Source organism: uncultured Polaribacter sp., assembly GCF_947501385.1.
Classification (GTDB): Bacteria; Bacteroidota; Bacteroidia; order Flavobacteriales; family Flavobacteriaceae; genus Polaribacter.
In genome coordinates, this window is record NZ_CANMVP010000012.1 from 56,745 (window position 1) to 74,137 (window position 17,393).

Below are 17,393 nucleotides of genomic sequence, written 5' to 3' on the forward strand. Positions count from 1 at the left end.
AATCGTTCATTATCGATTAAAAAATATTTATTAACTAAAAAAAAGTGTAATTAAAAAGAGTTGTAAGAATAAGTTTAGACCTTAAAATAGATTCATTTATATTTGTCTTCGATAGATTACAAAACATTAAATGAGCAAAAGAATATCTGGTTTTTCTAAATTTACCAAAGAGAAAAAAATACATTGGCTGGTAAAACATTATTTTAATAATAATTTAGAAGCAGTTGCAATTATAAAGCAATATTGGAATGAGGATAAAAAATTACAACAATTGCATGACGATTTTATAGAAAACACCATTTCTAACTTTTATTTGCCAATTGGCGTTGCGCCAAATTTCGTAATTAATGGCAAAGAGTATGCAATTCCTATGGTTATTGAAGAAAGTTCTGTTGTTGCAGCAGCTTCTCTAGTCGCAAAATTTTGGAGTACCAGAGGTGGTTTTAAAACATCCGTTTTAGGAACTACCAAAATAGGGCAAGTTCACTTTATGTTCTCAGGAAAAAAAGAAGATTTAGAAACCTATTTCAATAAAAATAAAACAGAATTATTTGCAGCCACAGCTTCTATCACTAAAAATATGGAAAAACGTGGTGGTGGAATTTTAGATATTAAACTGGTTGATAAGACAGATAAATTCTCTAATTATTATCAATTGTACGCCACCTTTGAAACCAAAGATTCTATGGGTGCAAATTTTATCAACTCTTGTTTAGAAGCAATTGCAAATCAATTTAGAAATGATGAAATTGAAATCGTCATGAGTATTCTCTCTAATTATGTTCCAGAATGTTTGGTGAGAGCAGAAGTGAGTTGTAAAATCGAGGAATTGGGTGGCGAAAATCCGCAGAAATTTGCAGAAAAATTTTATCAAGCAGTAAAAATTGCTGAGATAGAACCGTACAGAGCAGTCACACATAATAAAGGTATTATGAATGGGGTTGACGCTGTAGTTTTAGCTACAGGAAACGATTTTAGAGCTGTGGAAGCAGGCGTTCATGCCTATGCATCTCGTTCTGGTAATTACACCAGTTTATCTCATTGTGAAATTAAAAACGGAATTTTTAAATTTTGGATTGACCTTCCTCTGGCCTTAGGAACCGTAGGTGGTTTAACGGCGCTGCATCCGTTGGCAAAATTATCTCTAGAGCTTTTGCAAAAACCATCTGCTAAAGAATTAATGCAAATAATTGCCACGGCAGGTTTGGCTCAAAATTTTGCAGCCTTAAGAGCCTTAACAACCAAGGGAATTCAACACGGACATATGAAAATGCACTTGCAGAATATTTTAAATCAATTAGGTGCAAATAATGTTGAAAAGAAAAAGATAGAAACTCATTTTGATGGTAAAACAGTTTCTCATTCAGCAGTTGTTTCAAAGGTTGAAGAGTTAAGAAAAGAAAAAATACATTGGGTTGATTTTACAAACGAAGACAACGTAAGAAGTTTACTTTCTAGTTTGAAAGCAGATGCAAAACCACTTTTTGGAAAAATGAACGGACAACAAATGGTAGAACATGTAAGTTTTCTATTAAAAGTTTCTAACGGAAAAGTAGATGCAGATTTCTTTGTAGAAGATGATAAATCTGCAAGAAGAAAAGCCTTTTTAAATACAGAAGGTGAATTGCAGATTGGTTTTAAAGCGCCCATGTTATCTGAAGAGCCGTATCCAGCAAAATTTTCAACGATGCAAGAATCTATAAATAATTTGATTTTACAAACGAATGATTTTCAAAAGCATTTTGAAAATGTAAAAACAGAAAACCATCCATTTTTTGGAGAATTAGATTATGAATATTGGAAGAAATTTCATGCAAAGCATTTTACACATCATTTTAAACAGTTTGGTTTAATATAATTTCAATAGCAATGGGTTTCAACCCATTGAAAAGAATGTAAATAGTAAGAATTTTCAACCCGTTAAAAACAAAAAACAAATTATGCTTTTATCAAAGTCTACATACATTTTGTTTGGAGTACTAAAAATAGAATTCCTTTCCTGAAAACAAAAGAAATTAGACAAAAGGTTTGGAAGCATATTAAAGAAAATGCAAAAGAAAAAGGAATCTTTATAGATTTTATAAACGGATATACAGATCATTGCCATTGTTTAGTTTCTTTAGGTAGCAACCAAACTATAGAAAAAGTGATGCAGTTGATAAAGGGAGAATCATCTTTTTGGATTAACAAAGAAAAACTAACGAAAGAAAAGTTTCAATGGCAAAGTGAATATTTTGCAGTTTCAGTTTCTGGATCTGTAATTGATAAAGTTAGAAATTATATTAAAAATCAAGAAATTCATCATAGTAAAAAATCTTTTCAAGAAGAATATGAAGAATTTATTTTGAAATATGGTTTTGAGGAATTTGATGATAATCAATAGCAATGGGTTTCAACCCATTGGATATTGAAACAAAATATAATTATGAATTTTTATTCCAACGGAAAATTATTATTAACAGGAGAATACCTTGTGTTAGATGGCGCAAAATCTTTAGCACTACCCACAAAATTCGGGCAAAATTTAACTGTTGAAAAAATAAAGGAATCACAAATTATTTGGGGAAGTTTTACACATACGGGAGTATGTTGGTTTGAAGCAGTTTTCGACTTAAAAAAACTACGATTAATATCAGCAACTTTTAATTCTGATACAGAAGGAAATGCAGATTTGATAGCAGAAACCTTATTGGGTATTTTAAAAGAAGCAAAACGAATGTCCCGAATTCTCGGAACTGGTTTTTTAGAAACAGAAAACGGATTTGTTGTAAAAACAAACTTAAACTTTCCAAGAAATTGGGGCTTAGGAAGTTCATCAACCTTAATAAATTCAATTGCCAATTGGGCAAAAGTAGATGCGTTTCAATTACTATGGAATTCTTTTAGAGGAAGTGGTTACGATATTGCCTGTGCGCAACATGATTCGCCAATATTTTATCAAATTGAAGGTAACCTCTCGTTTGCGATTGAGATGACACCCAAAGTGCAAAAAGTTGAATTCAACCCTAGTTTTAAAGAACATTTATTTTTTGTACATTTAAATCAGAAGCAAGATTCTAAAGAAGGCATTGCAAAATTTAGAGAGAGTGGTGAAGATTTTAGTGATGAAATAGAAAGAATATCTATTATTTCTGAAGAATTTTTGAAAGCAAAATCAATCTTAGAATTAGATAAATTAATTATTGAACATGAAAAAATTATCAGTTCAATTATTAAACTAACACCAGTAAAAGAAAAGTTATTTCCAGATTATTTCGGAGAAATAAAGAGTTTAGGAGCTTGGGGTGGCGATTTTGTATTGGTTACAGGAAATGAAAAAACACCAACCTATTTTAAAGAAAAAGGATTTGAAACAATTCTTTCGTATTCAGAAATGATTTTATAAGATATTTTAGGTCTCGACTGCGCTCGACCTGACAATTCAATTTATTAAATGTCTCCTCGAGCGCAGTCGAGAGGTCTAAAACAAGTAATGGAAAAAATAATTATTATTGGAGGAGGAGCAGCTGGATATTTTACAGCGATAAACGCGAAAGAAAGCAATCCAGATTTAGACATTACCATTCTTGAAAAAGGGAAAGATGTTTTACAGAAGGTAAAAATTTCTGGAGGTGGAAGATGCAATGTAACACACGCCTGTTTTGAACCTAAGGAATTGGTGAAATTTTATCCAAGAGGAGAAAAAGAATTGTTAGGTCCTTTTCATAAATTTATGACGGGTGATACTTTTGAATGGTTTGATGATCGAGGAGTGCCACTAAAAATAGAAAGCGATAATCGTGTTTTTCCTGAAGCAAATACAAGTCAGGCAATTATAGATTGTTTTCAAAAAGCAATTGATCATTTAGGAATCAAAGTCTTAACAAATCATGGAGTAAACTCGGTGATGCAAAAAGAAAATACATGGATTGTCAACACAAAAGAACAAACTTTTAAAGCAGATAAAGTAGTCATTGCCGCAGGAAGTTCTAAGAAAGTTTGGGAACTCTGTGCAACATTAGACCATGCTATTATAGCACCAGTTCCGTCTTTATTTACCTTTAATATCAATGATAAAAGAATTGTTGATTTGTTAGGGATTTCTGTTCCCAACGCAACAGTAACAATTTCAGGAACAAAATTAGAAGCTTCAGGACCTTTATTAATTACCCACTGGGGAATGAGCGGACCTGCAGTTTTAAAATTATCTGCTTTTGGAGCACGAATTTTAGCCGACAAAAATTATCAATACAATGTCGAGGTAAACTGGTTGTCTAGACCCACAGATAAAATATTGAATGTTTTATTGAATTTAAAAAAGAAGGAACCTCGTAAAACGGTCATTTTAAAATCTCCTTTTTCAGAAATTTCAAAAAGATTGTGGGAGCGTTTTGTGGTGTTTTCAGATATTTCTAAAATCCAAAATTGGGCAGATGTAAACAATCGTCAATTAGAAAATTTAGCAAATCAGTTAACAAAAGGAATGTATAATGCAAATGGTAGAACTACTTTTAAAGACGAATTTGTAACCGCTGGTGGTGTAGATTTAAAAGAGATTAATTTTAAACGTTTTGAAAGTAAAAAACATAAAAACCTCTTTTTTGTAGGTGAAGTTTTAAATATTGATGCAGTAACTGGCGGATTTAATTTTCAGAACGCATGGACAGGCGGTTATATTTGTGCAGAAGCTTTAGCGGAATAACCAATAACTAACAACCAACAACTAATTATGGCATTAACAGAATCAAACGAATTTAAAATAGGAACAAAAGCACCCAATTTTACACTTGTAAATTCAGTAGACAATACAATGATTTCTTTAGCGGATGCAAAAGGCGAAAAAGGAACGGTCATCATGTTTATCTGCAATCATTGTCCGTTTGTAATTCATGTAAACCCTGAGTTGATTAAAATGGCAAATGAATACCAAGAAAAAGGCATTGAATTTATTGCGATTAGTTCTAATGAGATTAAAAACTATCCGCAAGACGCACCAAAATACATGAAGCAAGTTGCAGAAAAGTTAAACTATCCTTTTCCGTATTTATTTGATGAAACACAAGAAGTAGCAAAAACGTATGATGCTGCTTGTACACCAGATTTTTATGTATTTGATGAAGATTTAAAATCTATTTATCATGGGCAATTAGATGATGCTAGACCTAGAAATGGGAAACCCTTATCAGGAAAAGATATTAGAAAAGTATTAGATAATTTGTTAGAAAACAAGCCAGTTATCGAAAACCAAAAACCAAGTGTAGGCTGTGGAATTAAATGGAAGTGATCTTTGAAATTCGCTAACGTTTATGTATATATTGAGAGTTACGTGTTTTAATCACTAAAGTTAGTAAATAAAATCACAGATAAAAAGCCCGAGAGGACTTTCGAAAATTGGCTAAAATCAAGCAATTAATTATACACGGCTTGGCAACTGTAATTTAGAAAAAGGGTCTATGGTCAGGAATAATTTTATTTTCAGGATTCAAAAATTGTTTAAAATACTTTTTGCCATATTTTTCAGCTGTTTTATGCCTTATGATATTTTCTGTAAATGTTTCAAATACCAATTCTTTATCATTAGTTGGTCCAATTCCAAAAATGTAAAACAAAGGGAAACCTTTAATTTCTCTATCAAAAAATGGTATTGTTAATCCTTCTATATATCCATCCACATAAGCTAAATCCATATAATTTTTTGCTTTAGAAAGTTTTTTTCTAATGTCCTTTATGTATAACTCTATTTGATAATATAAATCTTCTGGGCAATATGTTTCTCCTGATTTACATTTATATTTTAGATAATCAACTGCGTGTTGAATTCCATCTTGATACATTAAACAATATATTATTGAGCTTGTTCTTCGTTTATCGAAATAGAAATCAGATAATTCACTATGAGAAATCATTTTTAAATATTCTATTTCGTAAATTTTTGAAACATTCTTATATGGAATAATATATCCTTTGTTCTCCAGATGTTCTTTTATAGATTTGAAGAAGAATGTTCCATTAGTATTAATAACTGTTAAATCAAGGTCTGAAATTCGATCAGAGATATTTTCATCAAGAGTTACTACATATATATGAGGAAAAACGTTTCCCATTTCTTTTTTTAAAAATTCCAAAACTTTTAAAAAGTCAAAATCTCTGAAAGAATATCCAACAAAAAGAATTGTTTTGGTTGTCATTAATGTTTTTAAGTTAGCGCCAATCAATCCCGAATTTAACTCTTCATAACATTCGTGATAGTCTTCTTCTGTAGCTACTAAACTTCCATAGTTGCTAATAGAACCGTGAATTTTAAAAACTTTTCTTTGATCTATATTGTAGAATGCAAAATCTTTAGGTGTAACAATTGGAATTGCATCACATTCTCTTTCAAAATAATCATCCCAATTAGTTGTGATTATATTTTTAAGCATCCAAATGGGTGCAATTTCTTTGTGAAATGCAGAAGCAGAATTATATAAATCTTTAAACTGATGACAATAATCAAACCTGTATTTTACTTTCTCCAATAATTTTTGTCTTCCATTTTTATAAGTAGAGCAATATTTAGACATCAATTCTGGAAAAGAAATATCACCTTCGTTTTCCAATTCAAGTTCTTGCAGAATATCTTCGTAGAAAGTAGTTTTAAATATAGATTTTGTTTCTGTACTAATTCCAGCACCTGCAAAAAGAACCAAATCTCCTTTAATTAAAGATTCGATAATTTCATTCGGTATTTCGAATGGAAGATTATTACTGCATATGACGCATTCACAGGTTTTCATTTTCTTACAGTTGCCAACATAAAAACTAATATAATATCGTTTTAATGATGTATGTCAGTTCCGAAGTTTCTGAATTACGAAGTTATATGCTTTTAGGTATAGAAACAAATTAAATTATTACATAACAATTATCTTTTAGACTTTGTAACTTTGTAATTCTGAAACTAAAGCAAAATGAACATAGAAAACGCACAAAAACAAGTAGACGATTGGATTCAAAAGCACGGAGTCAGATATTTTAATGAGTTGACCAACATGGCGCAATTGACAGAAGAAGTGGGTGAAGTAGCTAGAATTATTGCAAGACGTTATGGTGAGCAAAGTGAAAAGGAATCGGATAAAAACAAAGATTTAGGCGAAGAATTAGCAGATGTACTATTTGTAGTTTTATGTTTGGCAAATCAAACAGGAATCAATTTACAAGATGCTTTTGAAAAGAAATTAGAGATCAAAACAAAACGCGATCATGATCGCCATCAAAAGAATCAAAAATTAAAATAAATGAGTTTTATTGATAACTTTACAGCAGGAGCTAAAATTGTTTTTGCAAGAATGCAAACTAAAATTTTCTGGATAAACTTTGCAAAAGTTGCGATTCCTTTTTTTATGATCGTCACCTTAATATCACTATTTTTAAATAGCTGGAGAGCCATTTTTGCAGGTGATTTTACAAAAGTGAATGAGATAAATTTTGCTGATGAAAAATGGAAAAATTTTTGGGGGCTAAAAACATTTATCAGTGTTTTTTATGGATTGTATGTGACTCATAAAAAAATGAATTGACATGCTGAGGTTTTATCGATTTAAGTTTGAATGTTGCTACTTTATTACTAATAATAACCTGTTGTGCATTTTGATAAATTCTGTCAATTCGAGTGAATTTCACGATTGAAATAAGTGAAATTTGTATCGAGAATAAGAATTTTCATTTCTAAACTAGTTCTCTCCCGAAGTTTCCTTTAGATTTTTTTTATCAAAAATCACTACCATTGACGTGTTTGTTTAATTACATGATTTTAAGTAAATTAACAGTTCTCGACTGCGCTCGAACAGACATGCTTACAATCATTTATTTAACGTCATTCCAACCGCTTGATAAAATTTTTTCTCGGGTCTCGAACTGACATTTTGGAATACATTTAACTCAAAATGCACAACGAGTTAATAATAATTCATTTCATAAATGTCAGTCAGGAGCTTGTCGAATATTTTTTGCTGCACTTCGACAAGCTCAGTGTGACATCCTGAGTTTTTATTAAATGATAAGCCCGATCAGAATTTTGCAGGCAATATTGATAATTAGCAATATCAATCCAACTGAATCAAATCGATATCACTTTCTTTTACTTTTTTATTCAATTCTGTTACCCCATTTGTAAATAGCGCATTTAATTTTGCCAATTCAACATCTATTTCTTTAGTAATTTCATTTTTAAAATCGATGGCTTGTTGGGTAGGAGCATAATTGCCAATTCTTGTCAACGAGTTTAAATGTGCCAATTTATTATTTAATCGAATCGGAAAATTTAAAGGATCTTGACCACTTTTAGACTTTGTTTGATACAAGGTTTGTTCAATCTTCGTCATGTCTTTTAACAAGTTATCTGCGTATGCTATGAGCTCTTTATACTTTTCTTTGTCTTTGATCGATTTTTTTAACAATCCAACCTGACTTCTAACTTTTTGAACATTTTTTAAGCCTTTATGAATTTCTGTCATCTTATGATTAATCCCATTGATAAAATCGAACTGTGCTTTTAGGTCACTTTCTGTAGCTTCCGAAGTTGGGTTTCTCAAAATATTGAAATTCTGAGACATTTTTGTGTCGTTCATTGCGAACTCAACTTTATAATTTCCAGGTAAAGCCATAGGGCCGCTTAAGGAAGCCCACCATAAAATCATTCCTTTTACTTTTTCTGCGCCAGGATACATCATGTTCCAATAAAAAATATTATTACCATCTTCGAGTTTTAGTTCTTCCTCTTTTTTCTCTTTATCAGGGCTTGTGCTATATTTTTTGATCAATTGATTATTAGCATCAAAAAATGAGATTGAAACAGTATCTTTTTCGCTTTTCTCTTTGATAAAGTAATTTACCGCAACGCCACCAGCATGATTGGTGCCTTGCGTTCTCGAAGTCCTACCATTTCCGCCACTCATGTTATACGCGTCTTTTGGCTTGTATAAAACTACATCTTCTTCTAAAGTAGCTGCATTTAATTGATACAAAGGTGTTAAGTCATCTATAATCCAAAGCGAACGACCTTGTGTAGCTGCAATTAAATTATCGTTTTTAATGGCCAAATCTGTAATGGGTACAATTGGTAAATTTTGCTGAAAAGACTCCCAGTTTTTACCATCGTCAAAAGAAATATACATACCTCTTTCTGTTCCTGCATACAACAAGCCTTTTCTTTTGGGATCTGCTCTTAAAGCTCTTGTAAAATCTTCATCTCCAATTCCGTTGGTAATTTGTTGCCAAGATTTTCCGTAGTTTTCTGTTTTATAGATGTATGGTTTGTAATCTCCAGATTTGTATTTTGTACCTACAATATAAGCACCACCTTTTGTGAATGGATCTACTTCAATACAATTAATCATCATCCATTCTGGCATTTTCTTTGGAGTTACATTGCTCCAAGTTTCGCCATTATTTTTAGAAACATGTACCAAACCATCATCAGAACCTGTCCAAATTAAACCTGGCTCCATAGCAGATTCTGTGGCTGCGAAAATAGTTCCGTAATATTCTACACCTGTATTGTCTTGGGTAATTGGCCCGCCAGAAGATTTTAATGTTTTTGGATCATTTCTTGTTAAGTCTGGACTTATTAACTTCCAAGACTGCCCTTCATTTTCGGTAACATGTAAATGATTCGAAGCGGCATACAATCGTTTTTTATTATTTGGGGAAAAGAAGATTGGAAAATTCCATTGAAAACGATATTTAAAATCTTCAGCACCATGACCCATTGGGTCATCTGGCCAAACATTTACCGCTCTTGTTTCCCCGGTTTTGTGATTTTTTCTTGTTAACAAGCCGCCATAACTTCCACCGTATACAATTTCATCATTTAAAGGATCTACCGCAATATGGGCACTTTCTCCACCAGCAGTAGATTCCCAATCAGAATCTGTAATGAATCTTCCCGCAGTTCTATGAGAAATTCTAACCGTAGAATTGTCTTGTTGTGCTGCTAAAATTCGATACGGAAAATGATTGTCTGTAGTAACTCTGTAAAATTGAGAGGTAGGTTGGTTCATATAGGTACTCCAATTTTCACCTGCATCAAAAGAAATTTGCGCACCACCATCATCACCAATAATCATTCTTTGGTTGTCTTCTGGCGCAATCCATAAATCATGATGATCTCCATGTGGCGCATTGTACGTTGTATATGTTTTACCGCCATCTGTAGATTTGTGATAACGAACATTCAACACATATAAAATATCTTCATCTTGGGTATCTGCATACAAACGTGTGTAATACCAAGCTCTTTGACGCAATTTACGTTCAGAATTTATCAATTTAAACGTTTTACCAGCATCTGTAGATTTGTAAATTCCTCCTTTTTTATTTTCAATCAATGTCCAAACAATATCAGAATTTACTGGAGATACCGTAACACCGCTAATTCCCCAAACGCCATCTGGTAAACCTTTATTGGTTGAAATATTTGTCCAAGTTTCACCTTCATCTGTACTTTTCCATAAAGCAGAACCATCACCACCAGAAGACAAGCTATAAGGTGTTCTTCTAATATTCCAAGTAGTTGCGTATAAATTTCGTGGATTATTTGGATCGATGATCAAGTCGATAACTCCAGCATTTTCATTAGCAAATAGTACTTTTTTCCAGTTCTCGCCACCATCAATAGATTTGTAAACGCCTCTTTCTTGCGTTGGTTTGTATAGGTCTCCCATAACTCCTGCAAAAACAATATCCGAGTTTTTAGAATGAATTCTCATTCTAGGAATGTGACGTGAATTTTTTAGTCCTACATGTTTCCAAGTTTTTCCTGCGTTTTCAGATTTCCAAATTCCGTCTCCAGAAGAAACATTTCCACGAACGGTCTTTTCGCCCATTCCAACATATATTACATTATGATCAGATTCAGAAACGGCAACAGCACCTACAGAACCTCCAAAAAATCCGTCAGAAATATTCTGCCAAGTATTGCCAGCATCTGTAGTTTTCCAGACACCACCACCAGTAGATCCCATATAAAAAAGATTGGCTTTGCCAGAAACCCCAGTAACAGCAGCACTTCTTCCACCTCTAAAAGGACCAATATTTCGCCATTCTACTGCGCTAAAATATTCTTTAGAAACTTTGGTAGTTTTTTTTTGTGCAGTAACTTTGGCATTTACAGAAAAAAGCATGCAAATTGCCAGAAAAAGTATTTTTTTCATCATGGTTGGTTGTAGTTTAAGTTATAAAAATAAGAATTAAAATCAGTTTTTAGAATGGACATATTGTTAAATGTTTTAGAGCACAAGAAAATAAATGAAGAAATAACAATTTCTGGTTCTAAAAGTGAATCCAACAGGTTGTTGATTTTACAAAATTTGTTTCCTGAAATTTCGATTGAAAATCTATCCGATTCAGATGATGCTGTGCACATGCAGCATGCACTTTCTATTCCCGAAACTTCGGGAAAGGAAATCGTAGATATTGGGCATGCAGGAACAGCCATGCGATTTTTAACCTCTTATTTCGCTGTAAAAGAAGGGAGAGAAGTCATTTTGACAGGTTCTGAGAGAATGCAAAACAGACCGATTGAGATTTTGGTAAATGCATTAAAAGATTTGGGTTCAGATATTTCTTATGAGGCCAAAACGGGGTATCCTCCTATTAGAATCAAAGGAAGAAAGATCACTAAAAATAAAGTTCAAATCAACGGGAATGTAAGTAGCCAATATATTTCTTCTTTGTTGTTAGTTGCCTCAAAATTAGAAAACGGTTTGGAAGTTGAACTGCTGGGGAAAGTAACTTCCATTCCTTATATAAATATGACTCTGAGTTTGTTGCATCAATTGGGCATTGAAGCTAGTTTTGAAGAAAATAAAATTAAGGTTCTTCCGAAGAAAAAAATAAAAAAACAAACCGTTGTTGTAGAATCAGATTGGTCTTCTGCGAGTTATTTTTATTCGATTATTGCATCTTCAGAAATTGGTTCAGAAATTAAATTGTCTGCCTACAAAAAAGAAAGTTTACAAGGCGATTCTTGTTTGGTAGAAATCTACCAGCATTTTGGAGTTATCACTACCTTTGGCGAGAATTGTATCACCTTAAAAAAAGGAGCATCCACAAAGAAAGAAACTTTAGAAATTGATTTAAAAAATGCACCAGACATTGCGCAAACAATTGCTGTAACTTGTTTTTCTGAAGGAATTTTTTGTAATCTATCGGGTTTACATACTTTAAAAATTAAAGAAACAGACAGGTTAGAAGCTTTAAAGGCAGAATTGACAAAATTAGGCGCTACTATTTCTGTGACAGATAAGAGTTTGCATTTAGAAGCATCATCAGAAATAAATAAAAATATTGCTATAAAAACCTACAATGATCATAGAATGGCAATGGCGTTTGCACCCTTGGCACTAAAGGTTCCAATTGAAATTTTAGATGCAGAAGTGGTTACAAAATCGTATCAGAAATTTTGGGACGATATGTGCCAGTTGGGAATAAATATCAAAGAGATTTAAATTAAACCGTCAAACACTTGACAACGCCTATTCCGATATCGTATCTTTGCGACCTTTATAACTAAATTTTTTTATGAAATTATCTAACTTCGAATTCGAATTACCAGAAGAATTATTAGCAATATATCCTGCAGAACATAGAGATGAGTCTCGTTTAATGGTTTTGAATAGAAAAGAAGGAACTATTGAACACAAAATATTTAAAGATGTTATAGATTACTTTGATGAAGGTGATGTAATGATGTTGAATAATACCAAGGTTTTTCCAGCCAGGATGTTTGGAAACAAAGAAAAAACAGGTGCTAGAATTGAGGTTTTCTTATTAAGAGAACTAAATGCTGAAAATAGATTGTGGGATGTTTTAGTAGATCCTGCAAGAAAAATTAGAATAGGAAATAAACTGTTTTTTGGTGAGGATGATAGTTTAGTGGCAGAAGTTATAGACAATACAACTTCTAGAGGAAGAACCTTACGTTTCTTATTTGATGGAAGTTATGAAGAATTTAGAGCGAAGTTATTGGAATTAGGTCAAACACCTTTACCAAAAGAAATTAATAGAGAAGTAGAAGCTTCAGACGAAGAACGTTACCAAACAATTTATGCAAAACATGAAGGTGCTGTAGCCGCACCAGCAGCTGGTTTGCATTTTTCTAAACATTTATTAAAACGTTTAGAAATTAAAGGAGTAGATTTTGCAGATATGACTTTGCATATTGGTCTGGGTACTTTTAGTAATGTTGAAGTAGAAGATCTATCGAAGCATAAGATGGATTCTGAGCAAATTGTGATTCCAGCAGCTACTGCTAAGATGATTAATAAGGCTAAAAAGGAAAAAAGAAGAATTTGTGCTGTGGGTACAACTGTCATGAGAACTGTAGAATCATCAGTTTCTTCTAAACAAGAATTAAATGCTTTTGAAGGTTGGACGAATCGTTTTATTTTTCCTCCTTTTGAATTTAGTATTGCAAACGCTATGATTACTAATTTTCATCAACCAAAATCTACTTTAATGATGCAGGCAGCCGCTTTTGCAGGATACGATTTTTTAATGGAATCTTATAAAGTAGCAATCAAAGAAGGGTATAAATTCTCTACCTATGGAGACGCAATGTTAATTATATAAGTACACACAATTTATAGATTCACAAACCTCGCATGTTTAATGCGAGGTTTTGTATTTTTGCAACGTAATGGAAACAAAAAAAAGAGACATAAGGGCATTAACAAAAGAACAATTAAGAGATTTTTTTGTAGAAAATGACGACAAAGCATTTCGTGGTAATCAGGTGTATGAATGGCTTTGGAGCAAGTCTCTGCATACTTTTGAAGCCATGACAAACATTTCTAAAGAAACCAGAGAAATGTTAGAAGCAAACTTTGTCATCAACCATATCAAAGTAGATTCCATGCAAAAAAGTAAGGATGGCACCATCAAAAACGGAATTAAACTTCACGATGGTTTGATAGTGGAATCTGTTTTAATTCCTACTGAAAAAAGAACCACAGCCTGTGTTTCTAGTCAAGTGGGTTGTAGCTTAGATTGCTTGTTCTGTGCAACATCGCGTTTAAAAAGAATGCGAAATCTAAACCCTGATGAAATTTATGACCAAGTAGTAGTGATCGACAAACAAAGTAGATTGTACTTTAATCATAAATTAACAAACATAGTTTTTATGGGTATGGGAGAACCCTTAATGAACTATAAAAATGTACTAAAATCTATAGAAATGATAACGTCTCCTGAAGGTTTAGGAATGTCATCAAAAAGAATTACAGTTTCTACTTCTGGTGTGCCAAAAATGATTAAAAAAATGGCAGACGAAGAAGTTAAATTTAATTTAGCCGTTTCTCTGCACTCTGCAATAGATGAAATAAGAACTTCAATAATGCCATTTAATACCACTTTTCCGTTAAAAGATTTAAAAGAATCTTTAGAATATTGGTACGAAAAAACAAACCGCCCAATTACCTATGAATATATTGTTTGGGGTGGAATTAACGATCGTAAAGAAGATATAATAGCATTGGTAGCCTTTTGCAAATACGTGCCTTGTAAGGTCAATTTAATAGAATACAATCCCATAGACGACGGGCAATTTCAACAAGCAAGTAATGCTGCCATAAATAATTATATTTCTAATTTAGAAATGCATGATATTACTGTAAATGTAAGACGTTCTCGTGGAAAAGATATTGATGCTGCTTGTGGGCAATTGGCGAATAAATCTTAGTAAAAGAAACGAATTTCATAAATTTCACGAATTGTTTTCGTTTTTTCAATTGGTGTAACCATCTTACTATTTTATTCGTGTCAATTCGTAAAATTTGTGTCATTTTTTTCTGAATTTTGCAGTTTTAAAAAACAATCAAATCTTGTTTATATTTCGTATTTTTGTTACGCATGAATCCAGTTGAAGAAATTAAACTTCCCATTGTATCAGAAATGGAACTCTTTGAAGAAAAGTTCAAAGAATCGATGCTTTCTAAAGTGCCGCTTTTAAATAGAATTACCTATTATATTGTTCGTAGAAAAGGAAAACAAATGCGACCGATGTTTGTTTTTTTAGTCGCAAAAATGGTTTCTAATGGCGGTTTTGATGAACGAACTTATAGAGGCGCTTCTGTTGTAGAACTAATTCATACCGCTACTTTAGTACATGATGATGTTGTAGATGACAGCAACAGACGTCGAGGTTTTTTCTCTATAAATGCACTTTGGAAAAATAAAATTGCAGTTTTGGTAGGCGATTTTATGTTGTCTAAAGGATTGTTATTATCCATTGATAATGAGGATTTTGATTTGTTAAAATTGATTTCTATCGCCGTTCGTGAAATGAGCGAAGGCGAATTGCTTCAAATAGAAAAAGCAAGAAAATTAGATATTACAGAAGCTATTTATTTTGATATCATTCGTAAAAAAACAGCAACGTTAATTGCAGCCTGTTGTGGTATTGGTGCAGCTTCGGTTGGGGCAAACCAAGATGTTGTACAGCAAATGCGGAAGTTTGGAGAATATATTGGAATCGCTTTTCAAATAAAAGATGATTTATTCGATTATTCTGAAGCAAAAATTGGCAAACCCACTGGGATTGATATTAAAGAACAAAAAATGACATTGCCTTTAATTCGTACGTTAAACACTTGCTCTAAAAAGGAAAAAGCTTGGTTGATCAATTCGATCAAAAAACACAATAGAAATAAACAGCGGGTAAAAGAGGTCATTACTTTTGTAAAAGAAAATGGTGGTATTGAGTATACCACTACTAAAATGAACGATTACAAAAATAAAGCATTAGCCATACTTGCAGATTTTCCAGATTCTGACTACAAAAAATCATTGCTTAAAATGATTGATTATGTTGTAGAACGTAAGATTTAACTTCCCAAATGCTATTTAAAAAAGATCAAACGCCTTACAACTCCAATAGTTCTTCAACAAAGTCTCTAGCATTAGACAATCTTGGTACTTTATGTTGTCCGCCTAACTTGTTTTTTTTCTTAAGCCAACTATAAAATAAACCTTCCTTTGCCAAGTGCACTTTAGGTGCCATTAATGTAATGTTTAAATAACGTTTCGCTTCATAATCTGAATTGATAGATTTCAACGCATTGTCTAATACCTCAGAAAAATATCCCATGGAAGCTGGTTTTTCGCTGAATTCTATGATCCATTCATGGCCCCCTTTTTCTTTTCCTTCCATAAAAATTGGCCCCACTGTATAATCAGAAATGCTTGCTGCTGTTTTATCGCAAGCTAGTTTTAAAGCATCTTCTACATTTTCTATGTTTAATTCTTCGCCAAAAACATTGATATAATGTTTGGTGCGTCCCGTGATTTTAATTCGGTAAGGATCTAAAGAGGTAAACCGAATGGTATCGCCAATTAAATAACGCCACAATCCGCCATTTGTAGTTATAATTAACGCGTAATCTATATTTTTTTTAACGTCAGCAAGTGTAATTGTTCTAGAACTTTCCCCTTTGTATTCGCTCATTGGGATAAATTCATAGAAAATTCCGTAATCTAACATTAATAATAATTCTTTAGAATTATTTCGATCTTGAATAGCGAAAAAACCTTCAGAAGCATTGTAAATTTCATAGTATTTAAACGTTTCTTTAGGAATGATTTTTTTGTACTGTTCTCTGTATGGATTAAAGTTTACACCTCCGTGAAAGTAGACTTCTAAATTTGGCCAAACCTCTAGAATGTTGTCTTTGCCAGAACGTTCTAAAACACGATTTAGTAGTACCAACATCCAACTCGGTACACCAGCTAAACTTGTAATATTTTCATTGATGGTTTCATCGATAATGGCATCCATTTTTGTTTCCCAATCGCTCATTAACGCCACTTCTTGACTAGGAGCAGAGCTAAAATCTGCCCAAAAAGGCATGTTTTCTATGATAATTGCAGATAAATCGCCAAAATGAGAACCGTTGTCTTGATACACTTCCGAACTACCGCCTAAACGCAAACCTTTGCCCGCAAACAATTGTGTTTTAGGGTTGTTGTTTATATAATTGCAAAGCATGTCTTTACCCGCTTTTAAATGGCAATATTCTAAAGCTTCATCAGAAACAGGAATAAACTTACTTTTTGCATTGGTGGTTCCGCTAGATTTTGCAAACCATTTAATGTCTGAAGGCCAAAATAAATTTTGTTCTCCCTTTCTACATCTTTCAATCAAAGGCTCGAAAGTTTCATATTTCTGAATCGGAACATTGGTTGTGAAATCTGTATAATTTTTTATGGTTGAAAAGTTTTTTTCTTTCCCAAATTCAGTATTTTTTGCAGTATTTAAGAGCTTTGTTAACAACTCGTTTTGAACGTCTATTGGGTATTTTAAAAACAATTCGATTTGATGTTTTCGTTTCTTTAAAAACCAAGAAATTATAGAATTGATAATTTGAAAAGCCATAGAA

General features: G+C 32.5%; 13 protein-coding genes and 1 pseudogene. 11 read left to right on the forward strand and 3 right to left on the reverse strand.

The features are described 5' to 3' along the window. Nucleotides 1-130: 130 nt before the first annotated feature. From Q0998_RS09325 to Q0998_RS09345, 5 genes and pseudogenes are all read left to right on the forward strand, one after another. Complete coding sequence (locus Q0998_RS09325; RefSeq protein ID WP_299669290.1) at nt 131-1,858, forward strand: hydroxymethylglutaryl-CoA reductase, degradative; 1,728 nt, start codon at nt 131-133, stop codon at nt 1,856-1,858. Between the two features lie 84 nt (nt 1,859-1,942). Beyond that, nucleotides 1,943-2,383, forward strand: a pseudogene (tnpA, locus tag Q0998_RS09330) (IS200/IS605 family transposase); the annotation flags it as partial. Nucleotides 2,384-2,425: 42 nt separating this feature from the next. Further along, nucleotides 2,426-3,385 (forward strand): GYDIA family GHMP kinase, encoded by a 960-nt coding sequence (locus Q0998_RS09335; RefSeq protein WP_299669292.1) that lies wholly within the window; start codon nt 2,426-2,428, stop codon nt 3,383-3,385. 87 nt (nt 3,386-3,472) lie between these two features. Then, the gene (locus tag Q0998_RS09340; RefSeq protein WP_299669294.1) at nt 3,473-4,681 is read left to right on the forward strand and encodes an NAD(P)/FAD-dependent oxidoreductase; all 1,209 of its coding nucleotides are present in this window, start codon (nt 3,473-3,475) and stop codon (nt 4,679-4,681) included. Nucleotides 4,682-4,708: 27 nt separating this feature from the next. Next, nucleotides 4,709-5,263 (forward strand): thioredoxin family protein, encoded by a 555-nt coding sequence (locus tag Q0998_RS09345; RefSeq protein WP_299669296.1) that lies wholly within the window; start codon nt 4,709-4,711, stop codon nt 5,261-5,263. A gap of 154 nt (nt 5,264-5,417) precedes the next feature. On the opposite strand, the gene Q0998_RS09350 is transcribed toward Q0998_RS09345, so the two are convergent. Then, the gene (locus tag Q0998_RS09350; RefSeq protein ID WP_299669298.1) at nt 5,418-6,755 is read right to left on the reverse strand and encodes an SIR2 family protein; all 1,338 of its coding nucleotides are present in this window, start codon (nt 6,753-6,755) and stop codon (nt 5,418-5,420) included. 174 nt (nt 6,756-6,929) lie between these two features. Between Q0998_RS09350 and Q0998_RS09355 the strand changes: the two genes are divergently transcribed. Beyond that, nucleotides 6,930-7,256 carry a nucleotide pyrophosphohydrolase gene (locus Q0998_RS09355; RefSeq protein ID WP_299669300.1) on the forward strand — a complete coding sequence of 109 codons (327 nt, stop codon included), beginning with the start codon at nt 6,930-6,932 and terminating at the stop codon, nt 7,254-7,256. Beyond that, nucleotides 7,257-7,538, forward strand: a complete 282-nt coding sequence (locus Q0998_RS09360; RefSeq protein ID WP_299669302.1) for a hypothetical protein — start codon at nt 7,257-7,259, stop codon at nt 7,536-7,538. A 525-nt stretch (nt 7,539-8,063) separates the two neighbouring features. On the opposite strand, the gene Q0998_RS09365 is transcribed toward Q0998_RS09360, so the two are convergent. After that, nucleotides 8,064-11,171, reverse strand: a complete 3,108-nt coding sequence (locus Q0998_RS09365; RefSeq protein WP_299669449.1) for a glycosyl hydrolase — start codon at nt 11,169-11,171, stop codon at nt 8,064-8,066. 54 nt (nt 11,172-11,225) lie between these two features. Here Q0998_RS09365 and Q0998_RS09370 point away from each other — a divergent pair, with 54 nt between their 5' ends. From Q0998_RS09370 to Q0998_RS09385, 4 genes are all read left to right on the forward strand, one after another. After that, a complete protein-coding gene (locus tag Q0998_RS09370; protein WP_299669304.1) occupies nt 11,226-12,467 on the forward strand; it encodes a 3-phosphoshikimate 1-carboxyvinyltransferase in 1,242 nt (413 codons plus the stop codon). A 73-nt stretch (nt 12,468-12,540) separates the two neighbouring features. Next, nucleotides 12,541-13,590 (forward strand): tRNA preQ1(34) S-adenosylmethionine ribosyltransferase-isomerase QueA, encoded by a 1,050-nt coding sequence (gene queA, locus Q0998_RS09375; protein WP_299669306.1) that lies wholly within the window; start codon nt 12,541-12,543, stop codon nt 13,588-13,590. A 67-nt stretch (nt 13,591-13,657) separates the two neighbouring features. After that, on the forward strand, nt 13,658-14,698 hold the full coding sequence (gene rlmN, locus Q0998_RS09380) for a 23S rRNA (adenine(2503)-C(2))-methyltransferase RlmN (protein ID WP_299669308.1): 1,041 nt from the start codon (nt 13,658-13,660) through the stop codon (nt 14,696-14,698). 170 nt (nt 14,699-14,868) lie between these two features. Next, nucleotides 14,869-15,846: a polyprenyl synthetase family protein gene (locus Q0998_RS09385; protein WP_299669310.1), complete on the forward strand. Its 978-nt coding sequence runs from the start codon at nt 14,869-14,871 to the stop codon at nt 15,844-15,846. 34 nt (nt 15,847-15,880) lie between these two features. On the opposite strand, the gene Q0998_RS09390 is transcribed toward Q0998_RS09385, so the two are convergent. Then, nucleotides 15,881-17,389: a GH3 auxin-responsive promoter family protein gene (locus Q0998_RS09390; RefSeq protein WP_299669312.1), complete on the reverse strand. Its 1,509-nt coding sequence runs from the start codon at nt 17,387-17,389 to the stop codon at nt 15,881-15,883. Nucleotides 17,390-17,393: the final 4 nt, after the last annotated feature.